The sequence below is a fragment of the Psychrobacillus sp. NPDC058041 genome, from assembly GCF_042885655.1.
Taxonomy (GTDB): domain Bacteria; phylum Bacillota; class Bacilli; order Bacillales_A; family Planococcaceae; genus Psychrobacillus.
On record NZ_JBHVRO010000012.1, the window covers coordinates 50,633 to 65,887 of the forward strand.

The following is a 15,255-nucleotide window of genomic DNA, read 5'->3' on the forward strand; positions in this document are numbered from 1 at the left end:
TTAACAGTAATATCAGATGTCGTCTTTACTAAACAATAAAAACATAAGAAAAGCCTAGGCATCTTTTAATTTCATCTTATCTTTACCATTTCCCTAGTGCTTCGGACTAGACATCCCCTACACTATTACCCTAGAAATGTGTGTGAAACGTGATTTGTGTTCTCCGAAGCTTATCGCTCGCGAAATAAATGAGGTGACGCTTCTCCAAACAATACAAGAAACTGCACAACCGATATGTTTCAAATTCTATAAGAAAAGCGCACGCTCCTTTTAAGTGCATCTTGGCTTCACTAATTCCTGAGTGCTTTGGACGAAACAGTTGCTTCACTATTACCGGTGGATTTTGACGAGTTGGAAGTGACTACGTCACTTCCAACTCCTCATTTTCAGTCATCTTATGGCGAATGTTTGTCCGTCGCCCTCTTGGAATTCGTGCGGACATGATGCGTTTGGTTTGGCTAATTATAGAAAAAATACTTCCCTACGTATTAAAAGCTTCCGAAGATACAATTTCGGAAGCTCTTCACTTATTTATCGAAAGATACTACCTATGTTTTCACTGGTTCCGCTTGCCATATGGATAAGCAAAAGAAAGTACCGGTTCATTATGTCGACTAACAATATTATCTTTCTTATTTGCACTGTTGATAGGTGCGGAAGGCGGCGACTCCTAGGGGATTAGCAAGCAAATCAAAACCCTGGACGGAGCGCAGCAAAATTAATTTTTCCGACGAACTTAATCTTTTCTGCGACGAGTTTTGCACAGGAGCAACGGAAGCGGCTTTATGATTGCCCCCTGGAAAGCGTCCGCCTGAAGCGGAGATCAACCTGTTCATGTAATAGTAGTTTCTAGGTTACCTTTCATTCAAAAAAAAGCATACCAATTTGGCATGCTTTCTTTCATTATTTTAAAAATGAACTACCTACTTCTAAACTATCTTCCAAAATTAGTATCCCTTTAACTTCTGGTGCATTTGGTAATGCTAATTCTCTTGCGGAACAAAGCATACCGCTTGATGCAACACCGCGAAGCTCTGCATCTTTAATAATCATTCCCGAAGGCATTACTGCCCCTACCTTTGCTACAACAACTTTTTGTCCAGCTTCTACGTTAGGTGCCCCGCAAACTATTTGTAATGTATTCTCACCAACATTTACTTGGCAAACTTTTAGCTTGTCGGCGTTTGGATGTTGTTCTAAAGATTCCACGTAACCTACAACAAACTTTGGAGAAAAATCTACAACTAATTTATATTCTACATTATTAGAAACTAGAGCTTTTTCTACTTTATTTACCAAATCCTCTGTTAAATCCACGTTTCCTTTAGCTTGAATTTCTGCATATTTACTAAATCCAAAAATATTGATCGCTACTACTTCTTCGGATTTTGCATCTTTAACTAGCGTGACATCACCTTTTGTTTCTGTAACTACTTTTTCAATTTTTTCTGGAGTTAATTGCAGTAATAATACATCTCCAACGCCATCTCGGTTGTAAAAAACATTCATTATTCTTCTTTCTCCTTCGTTACTCGATTTTTCGCTAAAATAAAAATTGGCTCTAAATCACCATTTTCATATACAAATGATAAAGATGTGATCGGAACTGTTCCAACTGTAAAGAAATGCATCGTCATTTGAGCAAGAACATCGTACCCTGTTTCATTTCTAATATCACCAATTATCATAACATCTTGATGGGGTACTGAAATAGTCATATCTCCAACAATTATCTTTTTCATGTCTTTTAATAATGATTCATTAAGTATTCTGCTTGCATCATAACCATCGTTATTGTTGAAAAAATAAAAAATATTACCTGCTACTTCATCTTTTTTATAGTTATTTACTAAATTTCGAACTTGAAAAAGAGCTCTTTCTCGAATTTCAGTTTCACGAATTCCCCAACTCTCTAACATTTTTTCATCAAGTAAACGATATGTTTTACCTAAATCTATTGCGTAGTAAATTCTTGTTTCAGCTGTATGTTCTTTTATGATGAAGCGATTTCCTTCATTCGAATTTTTTGGGAAAGAGGTGGACCGTATAACCGGATAAACAGATGAGGAAGGATTAATGTCTCCCGCAATTTCCTTTTCCATTGCTTGGAAGGTTTGATGAATAGTATATACTACTTCTTCTATAGCTTGTTCTTTTTTTATTTCATATTTCGCTAAAATCGGAGGAACAGAAATATCGATTCCTTTGTTTATCGTTTTATGTGTAAGTCGAAGTTTATTCGTTTCTCGATTATAATCATATGCAAATGTATCTTCCGAAAGTTTTGTTTTTAATAAACGTATTAGTTCTTGAGCTTGCATTCTTCACCCTCCTTTTTCAATTAAAGACTAAGCTTCTGCTTCTGCGGTTACTCGTCGCAAAAAACTCTGACTATTACCTTGGAAAGATTGGATCGGAATGATCCTAATCATTCCTTCCCAATTAAAAGCATCCGAAGAAAAACAAATTCGGATGCTTTGCTACTTTCTTTATATATGAATTAGCTATTTTTCTCAAGTATGATGAGCAAAAATAATATATAGTAGGGAGTTTAATTCTAGTTAAGTTCAGATTGTTTGCAAGAAGGACACAATTTCTTCTTTTGTTTTACGATCTTTGCTAACGAAACGCCCTTTTTCTTCCCCTTTATCAAAAACAATAAAACTAGGAATACCGAAAATATCTAATTGAATACAAAGATCAATAAATTTGTCTCGATCAACGGAAATAAATTGAAAATCTGAAAATTTTTCTTCCACTTCTCCCATAAAAGGGTCTATGAAATGACAGTCAGGACACCAATCCGCTGTAAATTTAAAAACTACCTTATTTTCTTGTTTTAGTTTGTCGAATTGTTCAACAGAAATTAGATTCTCCACATATTTTCCTCCTTTAGTTAGTTGAAATGGATCGTACTATTTTCATCATTTGCTCTAAGTTTGAAGCAATATTAGGTTGTTTAGAAATAGTTGTAAGTTTAATGCCACCAATACTCGTGATTAATTCAAAGTTTTCTTCGCTATTTTGGATAATTGCAGCAAAACCAAATCGTCCATTTTGTTCAAACGTATTCTTTTCAACTATTTTTAATTTAGTATCAGCTATCAATAAATCATAATATAATTGACTTTCAGAAAGCTCATTTGGATTGTTAAATAATATGTATGAATCTTTCCCTTTAGATAATATAATATTAGTTTGGTCCGATTCTTCAATTGTAAATCCACTTGGCAAAAAGATTTTCAAGTTGCCCACTTTTTCATTTGGCTTTTCAGCATCTCCTTGAAACACGATTTTCGCATTTTCAATTCCGTCTGCTGCCTGCTCTTCTACTGAAGAACAGCCTACCAATAAAATGACAGCTACCGACACGACACAGAATCGTATCCATTTTCGGGTCATTTACCTTCCTCCATTCAAAGCATAACTGATATATATTTTAACGATGATTTACACCACTTGCAACTACTAGAATTTCTTGGAAAGTTCGTATTGGCCAATAAGTAAGAGCATAATATGTTCAAACATATCACTTCTTGTTACAAGACCATTTGTAAATACCCCAATTGCGCCTTCCCCTTGACGGATATCATTTGTATTTGTATAGACATCCATTATCGGTCCAAGTTCGAACCCCTCTTTCAACTTAGTCGCTATTTCTTTTGGTAAAGGTACACCTGCACCTGTTGCAGTAAAGACATTATCGTCATTTGTTACAAGTGCGCCCCAATTACAAATATACATGACACCATCAATTTCATTTACGCCACCTTCTAAACCAATTCCAAATGATGCGTCTGAATTCACCATTAATTGTTTAGCACGATTAATAGCACCTTGTCTAGTTTCTTCATCGCTCATTGGCTGGCTTGATACAAGTGATGGTACTTCTTTATTTTCAAACTCCGCGTTTGGATAATATAAACTAGATATAGTGTGGACAGCTTTTGTTTTAGCTCTATTATTGGTTCCTATTAATATTTTCAAACATTGTTCCTCCTATTCTAGTAAGAAAAGCGCAAGTCTCCTTTAAGGGCATCTTGTCTTCACCATTTCCAAAGTGCTCGGACAAAACATTGGCTATATTATTACCGTTAGTGCTATGGATCGTGAAGTGACTGCGTCACTTCACGATCTATCTATTTTCTATATTGTACACTGCTCAATAGATAAGCAAAAGAAAGTAACTCAGTTCATTGATTGGGTGACTCTCTTATTAGCACAGTTGATTGGAGCAAAAGGCCTCGAGTACTAGGGAATTAGTAAGCAAATCAAGTCACCCGCCTCGCTCGGACTGAAGGAAGCGGTTTGATACTTGCCTCATGGTAAGCGTCCTACCACAGCGGAAAACGACCTGTTCATGAACAAAAAAATTACATACTTATCTTTAAGAAGAGCCAGGCAAAAAGACGTTCGGTACTTTCAAGAAGGGTAGCATATGAATGCGTTGCTTTCCGCTACGGCGGACGCTTTTCGCGGGCATGGCTTCAGCCTCCTGGGCCAACACAATGTTGGTCATGAAGGCGTCGCCTCAGGACGAGGCGCCCTTAGCCTTCCTTCCTTTCCTGCGTTCCTGCGGGGCCTTCCGCTCATGCACCTGCCGCTTCGCTTTCGGTGCAGAAAACATCTGCTATTCCCGCAGAAGTCGCCGCCTCCGCTCCAATCAACTAGTATGTATGGGAAGATTTATAATTGCTTAGTAAGATAGTGTTATTTAAATCCTAGTTAGGGAACTGTATTTTATCCAGATGCATATCACTACGTTTACTTAAACTATTTCTATCCTCTTAACTATAGCTGTTCTAAATCTTATTGCTAAGTACTACTCACTTAATGGATTGTAGTGAAAGCTGGCGACTCCAGCGGGATGAGTGAGACAGATGAAACATCACAACGAACGCGTAAGCGGCGGTGATGGTTCATCGCTCACCCCGCGGAAAGCGTCCACCTGAAACGAAAATCCAAGGTATTATCGTTAGGGAACTATACCTTATCCGGGTGCACAAAATTTCACCAAAATTTTAAAAAGCAATGCAACTCATATTTAACAACGATAAAAGGATGGCATAGTCACTAAGTTTACTTAAACTATTTCTATCCTCTTAGCGATAGCAGGGATAAATCTTCTTGTTAGGTACTACTCACTTAATGGATTGTAGTGAAAGGTGGTGACTCCAGTCGGAGGCCAACAGGATGTTGGTCACGAAGGCGTTGCCACACGATGTGGCGCTCTTAGCCTTTGTTCTTCTGTGAGACAGATGGGCCATCACAACGAACGCGTAGCGGCGGTGATGGCCCATCTCTCACCCCGCGGAACGCGTCCACCTAAAACGGAAATCCGCGGTATTATTAATTCTTTAAAGTACTATCAACATTAGTTAGAGAACTATACTTTTCCCAAGATTTTAAAAAGCAATAGCATCTCTTATTTAACAACGATTACTGGATTACATATTAACTTCGTTTACTTAGACTATTTCTATCCCCTTAGCTATAGCTGGTAAATTTCTTGTTAGGAAATACTCACTTAATGGATTGGAGTGAAAGGTAGCGACTCCAGTCGGAGGCCAACAAGATGTTGGTCACGAAGGCGTTGCCACACGATGTGGCGCTCTTAGCCTTTGTTCCTCTGTGAGACAGATGTGCCATCACAACGAACGCGTAGCGGCGCCCTCGCGGAAAGCGTCCACCTGAAACGGAAATCCGAGGTATTATTTAATTCTTTAAAGTACCATAAACACTGATTTCGCAGGAAGAAAATCCATATATTTTCTTATCTTTTAAAAAAAGATGCCACTTGGGCACCTATTTAAACATTTAATTTTATTGTTTCTAAAGTTGTACGATCGCAAGTCTTTACTAATTTAGTAATTAACTCTTTTGCAGCAGCATAATCATCCGTATGAATAATAGAAGCAGAAGTATGAATATAACGAGAGCAAATTCCGATTACAGCACTCGGTACACCTTCATTTGAAGTATGAACACGTCCTGCATCCGTTCCACCTTGCGAGATAAAATATTGATATGGGATGTTATTTGTTTCTGCTGTATCTAATACAAATTCTCTCATACCACGATGAGTTATCATTGAACGGTCAAAAATGCGTAAAAGAGTTCCTTTTCCAAGTTGACCAAATTCATTTTTATCACCAGAAGCATCATTTGCAGGGCTTGCGTCTAATGCAAAGAATAGATCAGGATTAATCATATTTGCAGATGCTTGTGCACCACGTAGGCCAACCTCTTCCATTACATTAGCTCCAGAATACAACATATTAGGCAGTTTGTCATTTTGCACTTCTTTTAAAAGTTCAATGGCTAATCCGCAACCATAACGGTTGTCCCAAGCTTTTGCCATAATTTTTTTGTCATTTGCCATTGGTGTGAATGGACATACAGGAACAATTTGATCACCAGGTTTAACGCCCATACGTAGAACATCTTCTTTGTCGTCTGCACCAATATCAATTAGCATATTTCTAACATCCATTGGCTTATTTCGCATTTCATCACTCAATAAATGAGGAGGTATTGAACCGATTACACCTGGAATAGTTTTATTATACGTTACAATCTCAACTCGTTGAGCAAGCAGTACTTGACTCCACCAACCACCCAATGTTTGAAAACGAATCATTCCGTTATCTGTAATGCCAGATACCATAAAACCAACTTCATCCATATGCCCTGCAACTAAAATTTTCGGACCATTTTCATCGCCTTTTTTCAAGCCGAAAATGCCTCCTAAATTATCTTGTACAATTTCATCTGAATACTTTTCAAGCTCACTGCGCATGAAATTACGTACTGCATGCTCATTACCTGGTGCGCCCGGTAATTCTGTTAATGTTTTAAATAGCGAACGAGTTTCTTCATTCATCTGTAAAAGCCTCCTAAAGCTGGGTTTCAATTTTAAAATATAGATTCCACTTCTATTGTAATAAATGTTGGAATCGTTTACTACATAAAAACTTCGACTACCGAAAAATTTATTTGAATTTAGATATATGATACACTAAAAAAAAGACTAAGGAGGAATAGCATTGAAACTTCGCGATTATATGATGGGTCTTGGAACAGGTATTGTGATCGGTGTAGTAGCTAGTCAAGCAGCCAGTAAAATAGACTTGAATAGATCAGCAGAACTTGTATTAAAGGAGATAAAAAATTCATTTAAACAAGAAGGTCCGATAGATGGATCATGGATTTACATGCATCCCGAGCCGTTTCAGAAAGAAGCTATTCACTTAAATGTATATAAAGGTGGTATTTCCCGAGTAAAAAATGGTCTACTCGAACAATTTGAATTTGCTGCAGACGCAAAAACGGGAACAGTTGTGGAGTTAGTTAAGATTTAAATAAACCCTAAGGAATCTACTTTTTAGTCGCAATATCAAGCTTACATTCAGACTTTAGACATACTCGGAAAAAACGAGTTTGTCTAAAGTTTTTTCTATAAAAATACAATGAAAAAAAGCGAGTCCGAAAAAAGACACTTGTTTTCCGAGGATGAATCATCGAACCTTCATTGCCAACATATGTTGGTCATGAAGGCGTTGCCGCAGGAGTCTCCTGTCTTTTCCTTCTATTTATTAATCAAGTGTTCTGCGATGATATCAAAAATATCTAGAGAATGAGCAGGAAGAATAATAAAAAGGTTTCGGGAATGTTGGACATTCCCGAAACCTTTTCCTTTTAAAAGAGCATTTTCTCTTTTCTTAACGAGTACGTTTGATTTTATCTACTATTTCTTTTCCATCACTGGACCATTTTACCAAACGATAAAAGGCATCATGATAAAAACTGAACCAGTAATTTTGGCGTAACCCTTCATTTACCCATTTTTCTTTGGCAAAAACAGAAGTCATTGGATAATCGTCATATGCTAACACCCATAATGGATTTTGGTGTGCATGGGTTGGCATCAAATCTGCCATATGAATAATTGTTTCTCCGTTTTGTTTAAACAAAATAATACTATGTCCATCACTATGTCCACCAGTATGAACCATCTCGATTCCATCCATAACTTGAATGGATCCTGAAAACGGGATAACTTGCCCTTCAATTGGTTCCCAATTCTCTTTCCAATAGGTATTTCGAGAACGAATATTTGGATTTTTCATTTCATTCCATTCAACATCCGAGACATAAATCTTAGCATTTGGAAAGCTCGGAACTAGTCTGTCACCTTCCCATTTTGTTAGCCCACATGCATGGTCAAAATGGAGATGTGTCATAAGAATTATATCGATATCTTCTGGTAATTTTCCTAGTTGAGCTAAATCATCCTCCACCTGAGATTGATCGGACACTCCATAGTTTCGGAGTTGTTTCTCCGTAAATTTCCCGAAGCCAAGACCTGCTTCCATCAATATATTATGTCCTTTGTATTGAATGAAAAGCGGATCCGATGGTAATTCAATTTGATTCTTTTCATTGACGGGATATTTCTTTTCCCATAATGGTTTTGGAACAACACCGAACATAGCTCCTCCATCCATGTAAGTTGTCCCGCCCTTTAGCCAAGTGAACGACATGTCATGAAATTGAAATGTATCCATTCTATCAGGTCCCCTTTTACACGTATTTTGCTTCTACTCGATAAATTGGTTGTCCTTTTGCAGAAAACTTCTCCTCGTATTCTGTCATAATATTATCTACCGGCATATTTGCATGTAAGTCGAGTGAAACGTCTTTTATTAACATTCCATAAGCCGACATACTCGTTAAAGAATATTCGAATAAGCCACGATTATCCGTTTTAAAATGAATTTCAGCATTATCTATTAAAATAGATTCATATAATTTCAAAAACCCTTCATGTGTTAGACGTCTTTTTGCATGTCTAATTTTTGGCCAAGGATCGGAGAAGTTTAAATATACTCGGTCCACATCATTTTTTTCAAAGTACTTCGCTAAATCTGCTCCATTAACTTTTAACAAGCGTAAATTTGGTAGTGGTTGTGCCTCGAGTGCATTTTCTAGTGCACTCACTATAACACTATCATATAGTTCAATCCCAATATAATTAATAGCAGGATTTTGTTTTGCCATGCCAGTGATAAACTGCCCTTTTCCTGTACCAACTTCTATATGTAGTGGATTATTATTATTAAATTCTGTATCCCATTTTCCCTTTAGATCTTCTGGATTTGGAATTACAATTTCAGGATGAGCATTTATGAAATCCTCTGCCCACGGTTTGTGTCTTAACCTCATTACATTAACTCCCTTTACTTTTTGGATTGACTAATTTCCAAGCTTTTGATTGTACAGAAAAAAAGTAGCTTTGATCAATATATGTCATACAAGAGAATTCCCCATCTACATGCCCATATACTTGATCATGCATTGTTATTGTAAAATTCTTCGCTTGAAGTTGTTTCACTTCTTTATACTTTGTATGTTTGCCGAAAAAAACAGTTCCGAAAATAAATAATAACTTCCATCTAGCTAACTTATTCACTACTGTCATTTCGATTAATTGATCATTTGGTTGAGAGTTCGGTGATATCTTCATACCCCCACCGAAAAACGGCTGGTTACATACTACAATAAACCAAACATCATCAAACTTTATCGTATCTTGTTCTGTATGTAAAGTGAAGGAAAATCTTTTAAATGTTAATAGTTCTTTTATCACATAAAGTATGTATGTAACTTTCCCTAATCCCAAGCAATTCAACCGCTTTTTCCATTTGGAATTATTGACAGCATAACCAACTTTCGCATCAAAGCCAAATCCTGCATTATTAACAAACCCATAAGAGTCTTTGCTTGTTGTTAGTTTTCCAAAATCAAATTCCTCATAGGTATCCAATTCATTTACATATTCATTTAACTGTTCTGTTCTATGGAAAACAGGAAATGTTCGACCAAAATCATTTCCACTACCCGCTGAAATAACTCCGATTCGAACATGTTCATAATCAGTAACACCAGAAATTATTTCGTGAATTGTTCCATCTCCACCTATAGCAATAATGATTAACTCTTCTTTACTACTTTCCGCACATTTCTTAGCAATTTCTGTTGCGTGTCCGATGTATTCTGTCAGAAAATAAGTGTACGGAATAGTGAGGCTGGATTTCCAGAGCGACCATGTTTTTTTCGCTCGTCCATTACCTGCATATTCGTTCACGATAAAGACGATTTTATTCATTTATTTCCTCACTGTCTACTTCCCACCCGGCTCTAGAATAGGAAGTTGTTTGGACAAGGTCAAGTATCGCTTGAGCGGCTTTGAATTGCATATGTTTCATAGGGGAAGGAGAAGATTTTAATGCCATAAACCAATCTGGAAATTTCCTCGAATCAACAAATTGAGTATTAAAAGAAGTACCAGGGTAATCTATATAACCATTTCTCGATAAAATTACTTTCCTAATCGGCAAATCAATATCTTCTTTCTTTATTATTTGCAATAGGATTGACTCCATCCTATTTAAACTTACCATTGGACTTAGTACTTTTTTCTCTTCCTTACCACTTTTTCGCAACCAAAATCGATCACTACTTCCTATAAAGGCGTCTAAATCATTACCCTCTAGAACAACTATACAAATAATTTCTGTAGGCAAAATAAGCAGAATATCTAGTTCGACTGGAGCCTTTTTTAATTTCAAAATAGGATAATAAAACAAAAAATAATTATCTGGAAGCTGCAAAGTAAGTGTTCGTAATAATTTATCACGCATAAACTTTGGATCAACATATGACTTTTCACGTAATGTAGAGCTAGCCCACTTCAATTGAAAATGAAAAAGCTGATTTAAATACATTCGCTTTAATTCATCTTTTGTTTGTGGGTTGTACACAATATTTGGTTCAAAATGAAGCGAGGCAGTGTCCTCTAGCACAACATCTTCCTCTAGAAGCTCCGTTTCTTCCCATGTTTCCTCTTCTAAATTTCCTTCTTTATTATTTCGATTAAATAGCTTAGAAAAAAAAGACTTTTTTTCCAATACTTCTACCTCATCTTCTTTTTCTAACCATGAAGAGTCAAATGAACCTTGTTCCCATTTTACGATTGTTCGTTCCCACTGTTGCTTCTTTAACCGAACGAATTGAGTTGGATATCTCTTTAAATCGACTTGATAACGAGATATATAATCTTGAAGCTTTACTAGTTGAGCCATTACTTAACCTCCTCCACTCTGCATGATACAAACTTCCTCGTAGCGAGGTGTATTAGTTGGATTTACTCGAAATAAAGAGAAATTAGTAACTTTAAAGGTAGTATTCTCTAATTGAAAACCTTCAATAGATATAAATCCATTGGATGCCCATTTTTTTGCGATAGTAATATGGGCATTAAACTCTTTAGGGTTATCTACTTCAATAAAATTAGAAATTATATCGGTAACCTCTTCCTGCAAAGATGTTAAAGATTCACTTTCTTTCAATGCTGTATAAACTACTCTCGGAGTATGATTACTACCAAAATGGGAGAGCCCATTTGTCGTTAAATCAAAAGATTTCCAGTCGATATTTTGGCACGACTGGATTATTTGATCTAAGGTATTTTGCTCAATCCACCCTAAATAAAAAAGTGTAATATGCAAGTCTTCTAAAACAGGTAATGTTTTATGCGTTTCATGCAAATTAGTTCCTTTTCTTGCTTCAATAATGGAAGCCGCAAGATTATTTGGAATCTTAATACCTAAAAAATAATGTGTATTCATTGTTCAATAGATGTTGATATTTTTTTCTCAAAAGCTTTTTGTATCTTTTCTGTCCACTCTCCACGACTACCTTTTCCAATTATTTGACCATCAATTGAAATAATTGGCATTACTTCCGCATTTGTAGATGACATTATAAACTCATCCATTTCTAATGCTTGTTGTTTTGTAAATGCTTCTTCTACAACAGGTAAACCAACCTCTTTACAACAATCTAAAATAACTTTTCTCGTAATCCCATTTAATATTAAATTGCTTACAGGGTGAGTATAAAGAATACCATTTTTTATTCCGTACATATTTGAGGAAGAACCTTCTGTAATCGTTTCACCACGGTGTAATATTGCCTCATAGCAATCTTTACTAAATGCTTCTTGTTTAGCAAGTACATTACCAAGAAGATTTAACGACTTAATGTCACAACGAAGCCACCGGATATCTTCTACAAAACATGCCCTTACTCCATTCTCCAGTTGTTCTAGCGGACGAGTAGTTTCTTTTGTATATGAGGTAAGCACAGATTCTACTGCAGGGATTGGAAAATTATGTTGTCTCATACTAATACCACGAGTGACTTGTAAATAGATTTGACCATTTTTCACTTCATTCGTTTCAATTAATTCATAAATCATTTTATGCATAACATCTTTCGTATACGGAATGACTAATTGAATTTTATCTGCACTTGCATACAAACGATCAATATGTTCAGTTGCAGTGAATAAGTCGCCATTATATATTTTGATTACTTCATAAATACCATCACCAAATTGATAACCACGATCCTCATATCCAATATTTACTTCCTCTTCACTAACAATTTGATCATTCCATAATATTTTAGCCATTAATTTCACCTGCTTTTGTATTTTTTCCAGCTAGTTCTACTATTGCATCCGCATATATTGCTGTAGCTTTGACTAAATCTTCAATATCCACATATTCATCTACTTGATGCGCTACATCTTTTCTCCCTGGAAAAAGCATTCCAAATGCCACACCTTTTCGAAGAACACGTGCATAAGTGCCCCCTCCAATGGATAGCAATTTTGCTTCTTCTCCCGTTTGTCTCTCATACACTTTTTGCAAAGATTTTATGAGTATATCTTCTTTATCGACATAATGTGGCTTAGAATTAGAAGCAATATCAAGCGTAATTCCTGTATTTTGAAGTATTTCTCTACATGCTGCCAATTTTTCATCAAATGCATAACTAACAGAATAACGCATACTCACTTGGGTGCAAGACCCTTGGTTTGGAGCATAATGAATTACACCAGGATTCAATGTTGTTTCTCCTGAAACTTCATCTGCAAAGTTCAGAGATAAAGCATATCCTCTGCTGTCATCTCCAAATGATGTCACCAAAAACTCTACAAATGCTTTGGAATGAGGAGTTAAGCTTATTGTTTTTAAAAATTTTGCTAATAAGATCCCAGCATTCAAACCATCATCAGGCTCCATTGCATGCGCTGACTTACCGTGTACTAGTACTTTCACCATAGTTCCTTCTTGAACTACTTCTCCAGTAATACCCTTTTCCTGTGCAAATTCATTAAACTTCTCTTTAATAGAATGTAATCCTCCGAAAATAAGTGCAAAGGCTTCATCAGGTACCATATTTGTACGTTTTCCCGCTTGGAAAAATTGAATAGTTTCCGTATCAGATGAGCCTGTTTGTGTAAAAATCAAAGTTGCGATTCCTTTTTCAGCGTTTATTATTGGAAAATCTGCGTCAGGTGCAAACCCAATTTCAGGCATTTGCTCTTTCTCAAAATATCGTTTTACACAGCGAAATCCACTTTCTTCATCAGTCCCAATAATTAATCGTACTTTTTTAGAAAGTTCAATACCTGCTTCTTTTACCAATTTCATCGCCATCCATGCTGCTATGGTTGGTCCTTTATCATCGATTGCCCCTCGACCATAAACTTTATCATTTGCGACAACACCCTCAAATGGTGGATAAGTCCAGCCCTTCCCTTCAGGTACAACGTCTACATGACATAGAATACCAAGAATTTCTTCCCCCTCACCCATTTCTATATGTCCAGCCATATTATCAATATTCTTTGTAATAAGCCCTGCTTTTTCTCCTTCGCTTAACATATGACGAAGTGCTTCAAGTGGTTTTGGACCAAAAGGCATTTCTGCTGTTATAGCTTTTTCGTCAAGTACACTAGGAATCTGTATTAATTTTTGTAGTTCAGCTATAATTTCCGATTTCTTACTTTCCGCCAATTCTAACCATTTCATATTTATTCCTCCTACCATTATGCTTAATGTTATTTTACACTTTTTTTCAAATTACCACACAAAAAGAAGCTATTTTCAACCTTCTTTTTTTGAAATTTAAAAGGTCTATTTTATTTCTCTCCTTTTAGGATATATGAAGTTTTTGTAAATAAATTGTTTTTTAATAGAAATTTTATCGTAAATCTACTATAATTGAATTGTCAGATAACAAAGCACTGACTATCAATATAGTAAAGGGGCTGTAAATTGCAATTATTTAGTTGCTTTTCACCCAAGTCGTCCGCTAGTCCTGCCACGAGATATGATGATAAAGGAGTGGTTACTTATGAAACCTACTACTGATCGGATGCTCAATCGAATTAAAGATATGTATATGTTCATCCGTGATCACGGAACTGTTACTACACAAGATTTAGTCGATGAATTTGGCATCACTCCTCGCACGATTCAACGAGATTTAAATGTGCTTGAGTTTAATGACCTAGTCATTAGCCCAACAAGAGGCAAATGGACAACGACGAACAAACGCGTTAAATTGACATCTTAGAATTTGCTATATGAAAAGAATGACCCCGGCTAGGCGAGGTCATTCTTTTTACTGTATACTTTCTAATTCTTCTTCTGTTAATTCCCTATAAGAGCCTTCCATTAACGATTCATCTAATTTCAATGCACCCATAGACAGTCTTTTTAAATAAACTACTTTTTTCCCAACGGATTCAAACATTCTTTTCACTTGGTGGAACTTGCCTTCCGTTATGGATAATTCAATTTCAGAAATCTCGCCTTTACTTAATATGTTTAAAATTGCTGGCTTTGTTTTGTATCCATCATCCAGCGTTACGCCATCTACAAACGCTTGAATATCAGTTTCATCTACTAATCCTTCTATTTTTGCAAAATACACTTTTGGTACATCCTTATTTGGAGACAAGAGACGATGCGTTAAAGCCCCGTCGTTTGTTAATAAAAGCAAACCTACAGTATCCTTATCTAATCTCCCTACAGGATAGGGTTCAAAATGGCGTACATCCTCATCTAATAAATCAATTACGGTTTGATCTCTTGAATCCTCCGTTGCAGAAATAACACCTGCTGGCTTATTTAGCATTAGATAAATAAATTCTTTATACTCGACTACTTCCCCGTATACCGAAACTTGGTCAGTAGTTTCTTTTATGTGCATCGAGCTGTCTTTAACAATGATATCATTAACTTGAATTGCTTTTGACTTAACTAATATTTTTACTTCTCTTCTCGTACCAAACCCCATATGTGCTAGAAATTTATCTAATCGCATTTCATTCTC

The 15,255-nt window shown here is 36.1% G+C and carries 16 protein-coding genes; 2 read left to right on the top strand and 14 right to left on the bottom strand.

Features of this window, described 5'->3' with window-relative positions; translation table 11 throughout:
* Positions 1 to 903: 903 nt before the first annotated feature.
* The 6 genes from ytpR to ACFVR1_RS16680 form a co-directional block, all read right to left on the bottom strand.
* Positions 904 to 1,509, bottom strand: a complete 606-nt coding sequence (gene ytpR, locus ACFVR1_RS16655; RefSeq protein ID WP_387585633.1) for a YtpR family tRNA-binding protein — start codon at positions 1,507 to 1,509, stop codon at positions 904 to 906.
* The gene (locus tag ACFVR1_RS16660) at positions 1,509 to 2,321 is read right to left on the bottom strand and encodes a DUF1444 family protein (protein ID WP_387585635.1); all 813 of its coding nucleotides are present in this window, start codon (positions 2,319 to 2,321) and stop codon (positions 1,509 to 1,511) included. Before ACFVR1_RS16660 ends, ytpR begins: the two co-directional genes overlap by 1 nt.
* Positions 2,322 to 2,567: 246 nt before the next feature.
* Positions 2,568 to 2,879 (bottom strand): thioredoxin family protein, encoded by a 312-nt coding sequence (locus tag ACFVR1_RS16665; RefSeq protein WP_387585636.1) that lies wholly within the window; start codon positions 2,877 to 2,879, stop codon positions 2,568 to 2,570.
* Between the two features lie 13 nt (positions 2,880 to 2,892).
* Entirely contained in the window at positions 2,893 to 3,402 is a 510-nt protein-coding gene (locus tag ACFVR1_RS16670; RefSeq protein ID WP_387585637.1) for a hypothetical protein, read from the bottom strand.
* A gap of 66 nt (positions 3,403 to 3,468) precedes the next feature.
* A complete protein-coding gene (locus ACFVR1_RS16675) occupies positions 3,469 to 3,987 on the bottom strand; it encodes a DUF84 family protein (RefSeq protein WP_387585639.1) in 519 nt (172 codons plus the stop codon).
* Between the two features lie 1,822 nt (positions 3,988 to 5,809).
* Complete coding sequence (locus ACFVR1_RS16680; protein ID WP_387585641.1) at positions 5,810 to 6,883, bottom strand: M42 family metallopeptidase; 1,074 nt, start codon at positions 6,881 to 6,883, stop codon at positions 5,810 to 5,812.
* Positions 6,884 to 7,046: 163 nt separating this feature from the next.
* Here ACFVR1_RS16680 and ACFVR1_RS16685 point away from each other — a divergent pair, with 163 nt between their 5' ends.
* On the top strand, positions 7,047 to 7,361 hold the full coding sequence (locus ACFVR1_RS16685) for a hypothetical protein (RefSeq protein ID WP_387585642.1): 315 nt from the start codon (positions 7,047 to 7,049) through the stop codon (positions 7,359 to 7,361).
* A 360-nt stretch (positions 7,362 to 7,721) separates the two neighbouring features.
* Here ACFVR1_RS16685 and ACFVR1_RS16690 read toward each other — a convergent pair whose 3' ends face one another.
* The 7 genes from ACFVR1_RS16690 to pepV are packed head-to-tail and all read right to left on the bottom strand — an operon-like array spanning position 7,722 to position 13,946.
* A complete protein-coding gene (locus tag ACFVR1_RS16690; protein ID WP_387585644.1) occupies positions 7,722 to 8,567 on the bottom strand; it encodes a YtnP family quorum-quenching lactonase in 846 nt (281 codons plus the stop codon).
* Positions 8,568 to 8,583: 16 nt separating this feature from the next.
* A complete protein-coding gene (gene trmB, locus ACFVR1_RS16695; RefSeq protein ID WP_387585646.1) occupies positions 8,584 to 9,225 on the bottom strand; it encodes a tRNA (guanosine(46)-N7)-methyltransferase TrmB in 642 nt (213 codons plus the stop codon).
* 4 nt (positions 9,226 to 9,229) lie between these two features.
* On the bottom strand, positions 9,230 to 10,168 hold the full coding sequence (locus ACFVR1_RS16700) for a diacylglycerol/lipid kinase family protein (protein WP_387585648.1): 939 nt from the start codon (positions 10,166 to 10,168) through the stop codon (positions 9,230 to 9,232).
* Entirely contained in the window at positions 10,161 to 11,144 is a 984-nt protein-coding gene (locus ACFVR1_RS16705; RefSeq protein ID WP_387585650.1) for a nuclease-related domain-containing protein, read from the bottom strand. The genes ACFVR1_RS16700 and ACFVR1_RS16705 overlap by 8 nt, the downstream gene beginning before the upstream one ends.
* A gap of 3 nt (positions 11,145 to 11,147) precedes the next feature.
* Positions 11,148 to 11,690: an RNA 2',3'-cyclic phosphodiesterase gene (gene thpR, locus ACFVR1_RS16710; RefSeq protein ID WP_387585652.1), complete on the bottom strand. Its 543-nt coding sequence runs from the start codon at positions 11,688 to 11,690 to the stop codon at positions 11,148 to 11,150.
* Entirely contained in the window at positions 11,687 to 12,538 is an 852-nt protein-coding gene (gene dat / locus ACFVR1_RS16715; RefSeq protein ID WP_387585654.1) for a D-amino-acid transaminase, read from the bottom strand. Before dat ends, thpR begins: the two co-directional genes overlap by 4 nt.
* Positions 12,531 to 13,946, bottom strand: a complete 1,416-nt coding sequence (pepV, locus tag ACFVR1_RS16720; RefSeq protein WP_387585656.1) for a dipeptidase PepV — start codon at positions 13,944 to 13,946, stop codon at positions 12,531 to 12,533. Before pepV ends, dat begins: the two co-directional genes overlap by 8 nt.
* A 325-nt stretch (positions 13,947 to 14,271) precedes the next feature.
* Here pepV and ACFVR1_RS16725 point away from each other — a divergent pair, with 325 nt between their 5' ends.
* The gene (locus ACFVR1_RS16725) at positions 14,272 to 14,493 is read left to right on the top strand and encodes a DeoR family transcriptional regulator (protein ID WP_387585658.1); all 222 of its coding nucleotides are present in this window, start codon (positions 14,272 to 14,274) and stop codon (positions 14,491 to 14,493) included.
* Positions 14,494 to 14,541: 48 nt separating this feature from the next.
* On the opposite strand, the gene ACFVR1_RS16730 is transcribed toward ACFVR1_RS16725, so the two are convergent.
* Positions 14,542 to 15,246, bottom strand: a complete 705-nt coding sequence (locus ACFVR1_RS16730; RefSeq protein ID WP_387585660.1) for a pseudouridine synthase — start codon at positions 15,244 to 15,246, stop codon at positions 14,542 to 14,544.
* Positions 15,247 to 15,255 lie beyond the last annotated feature (9 nt).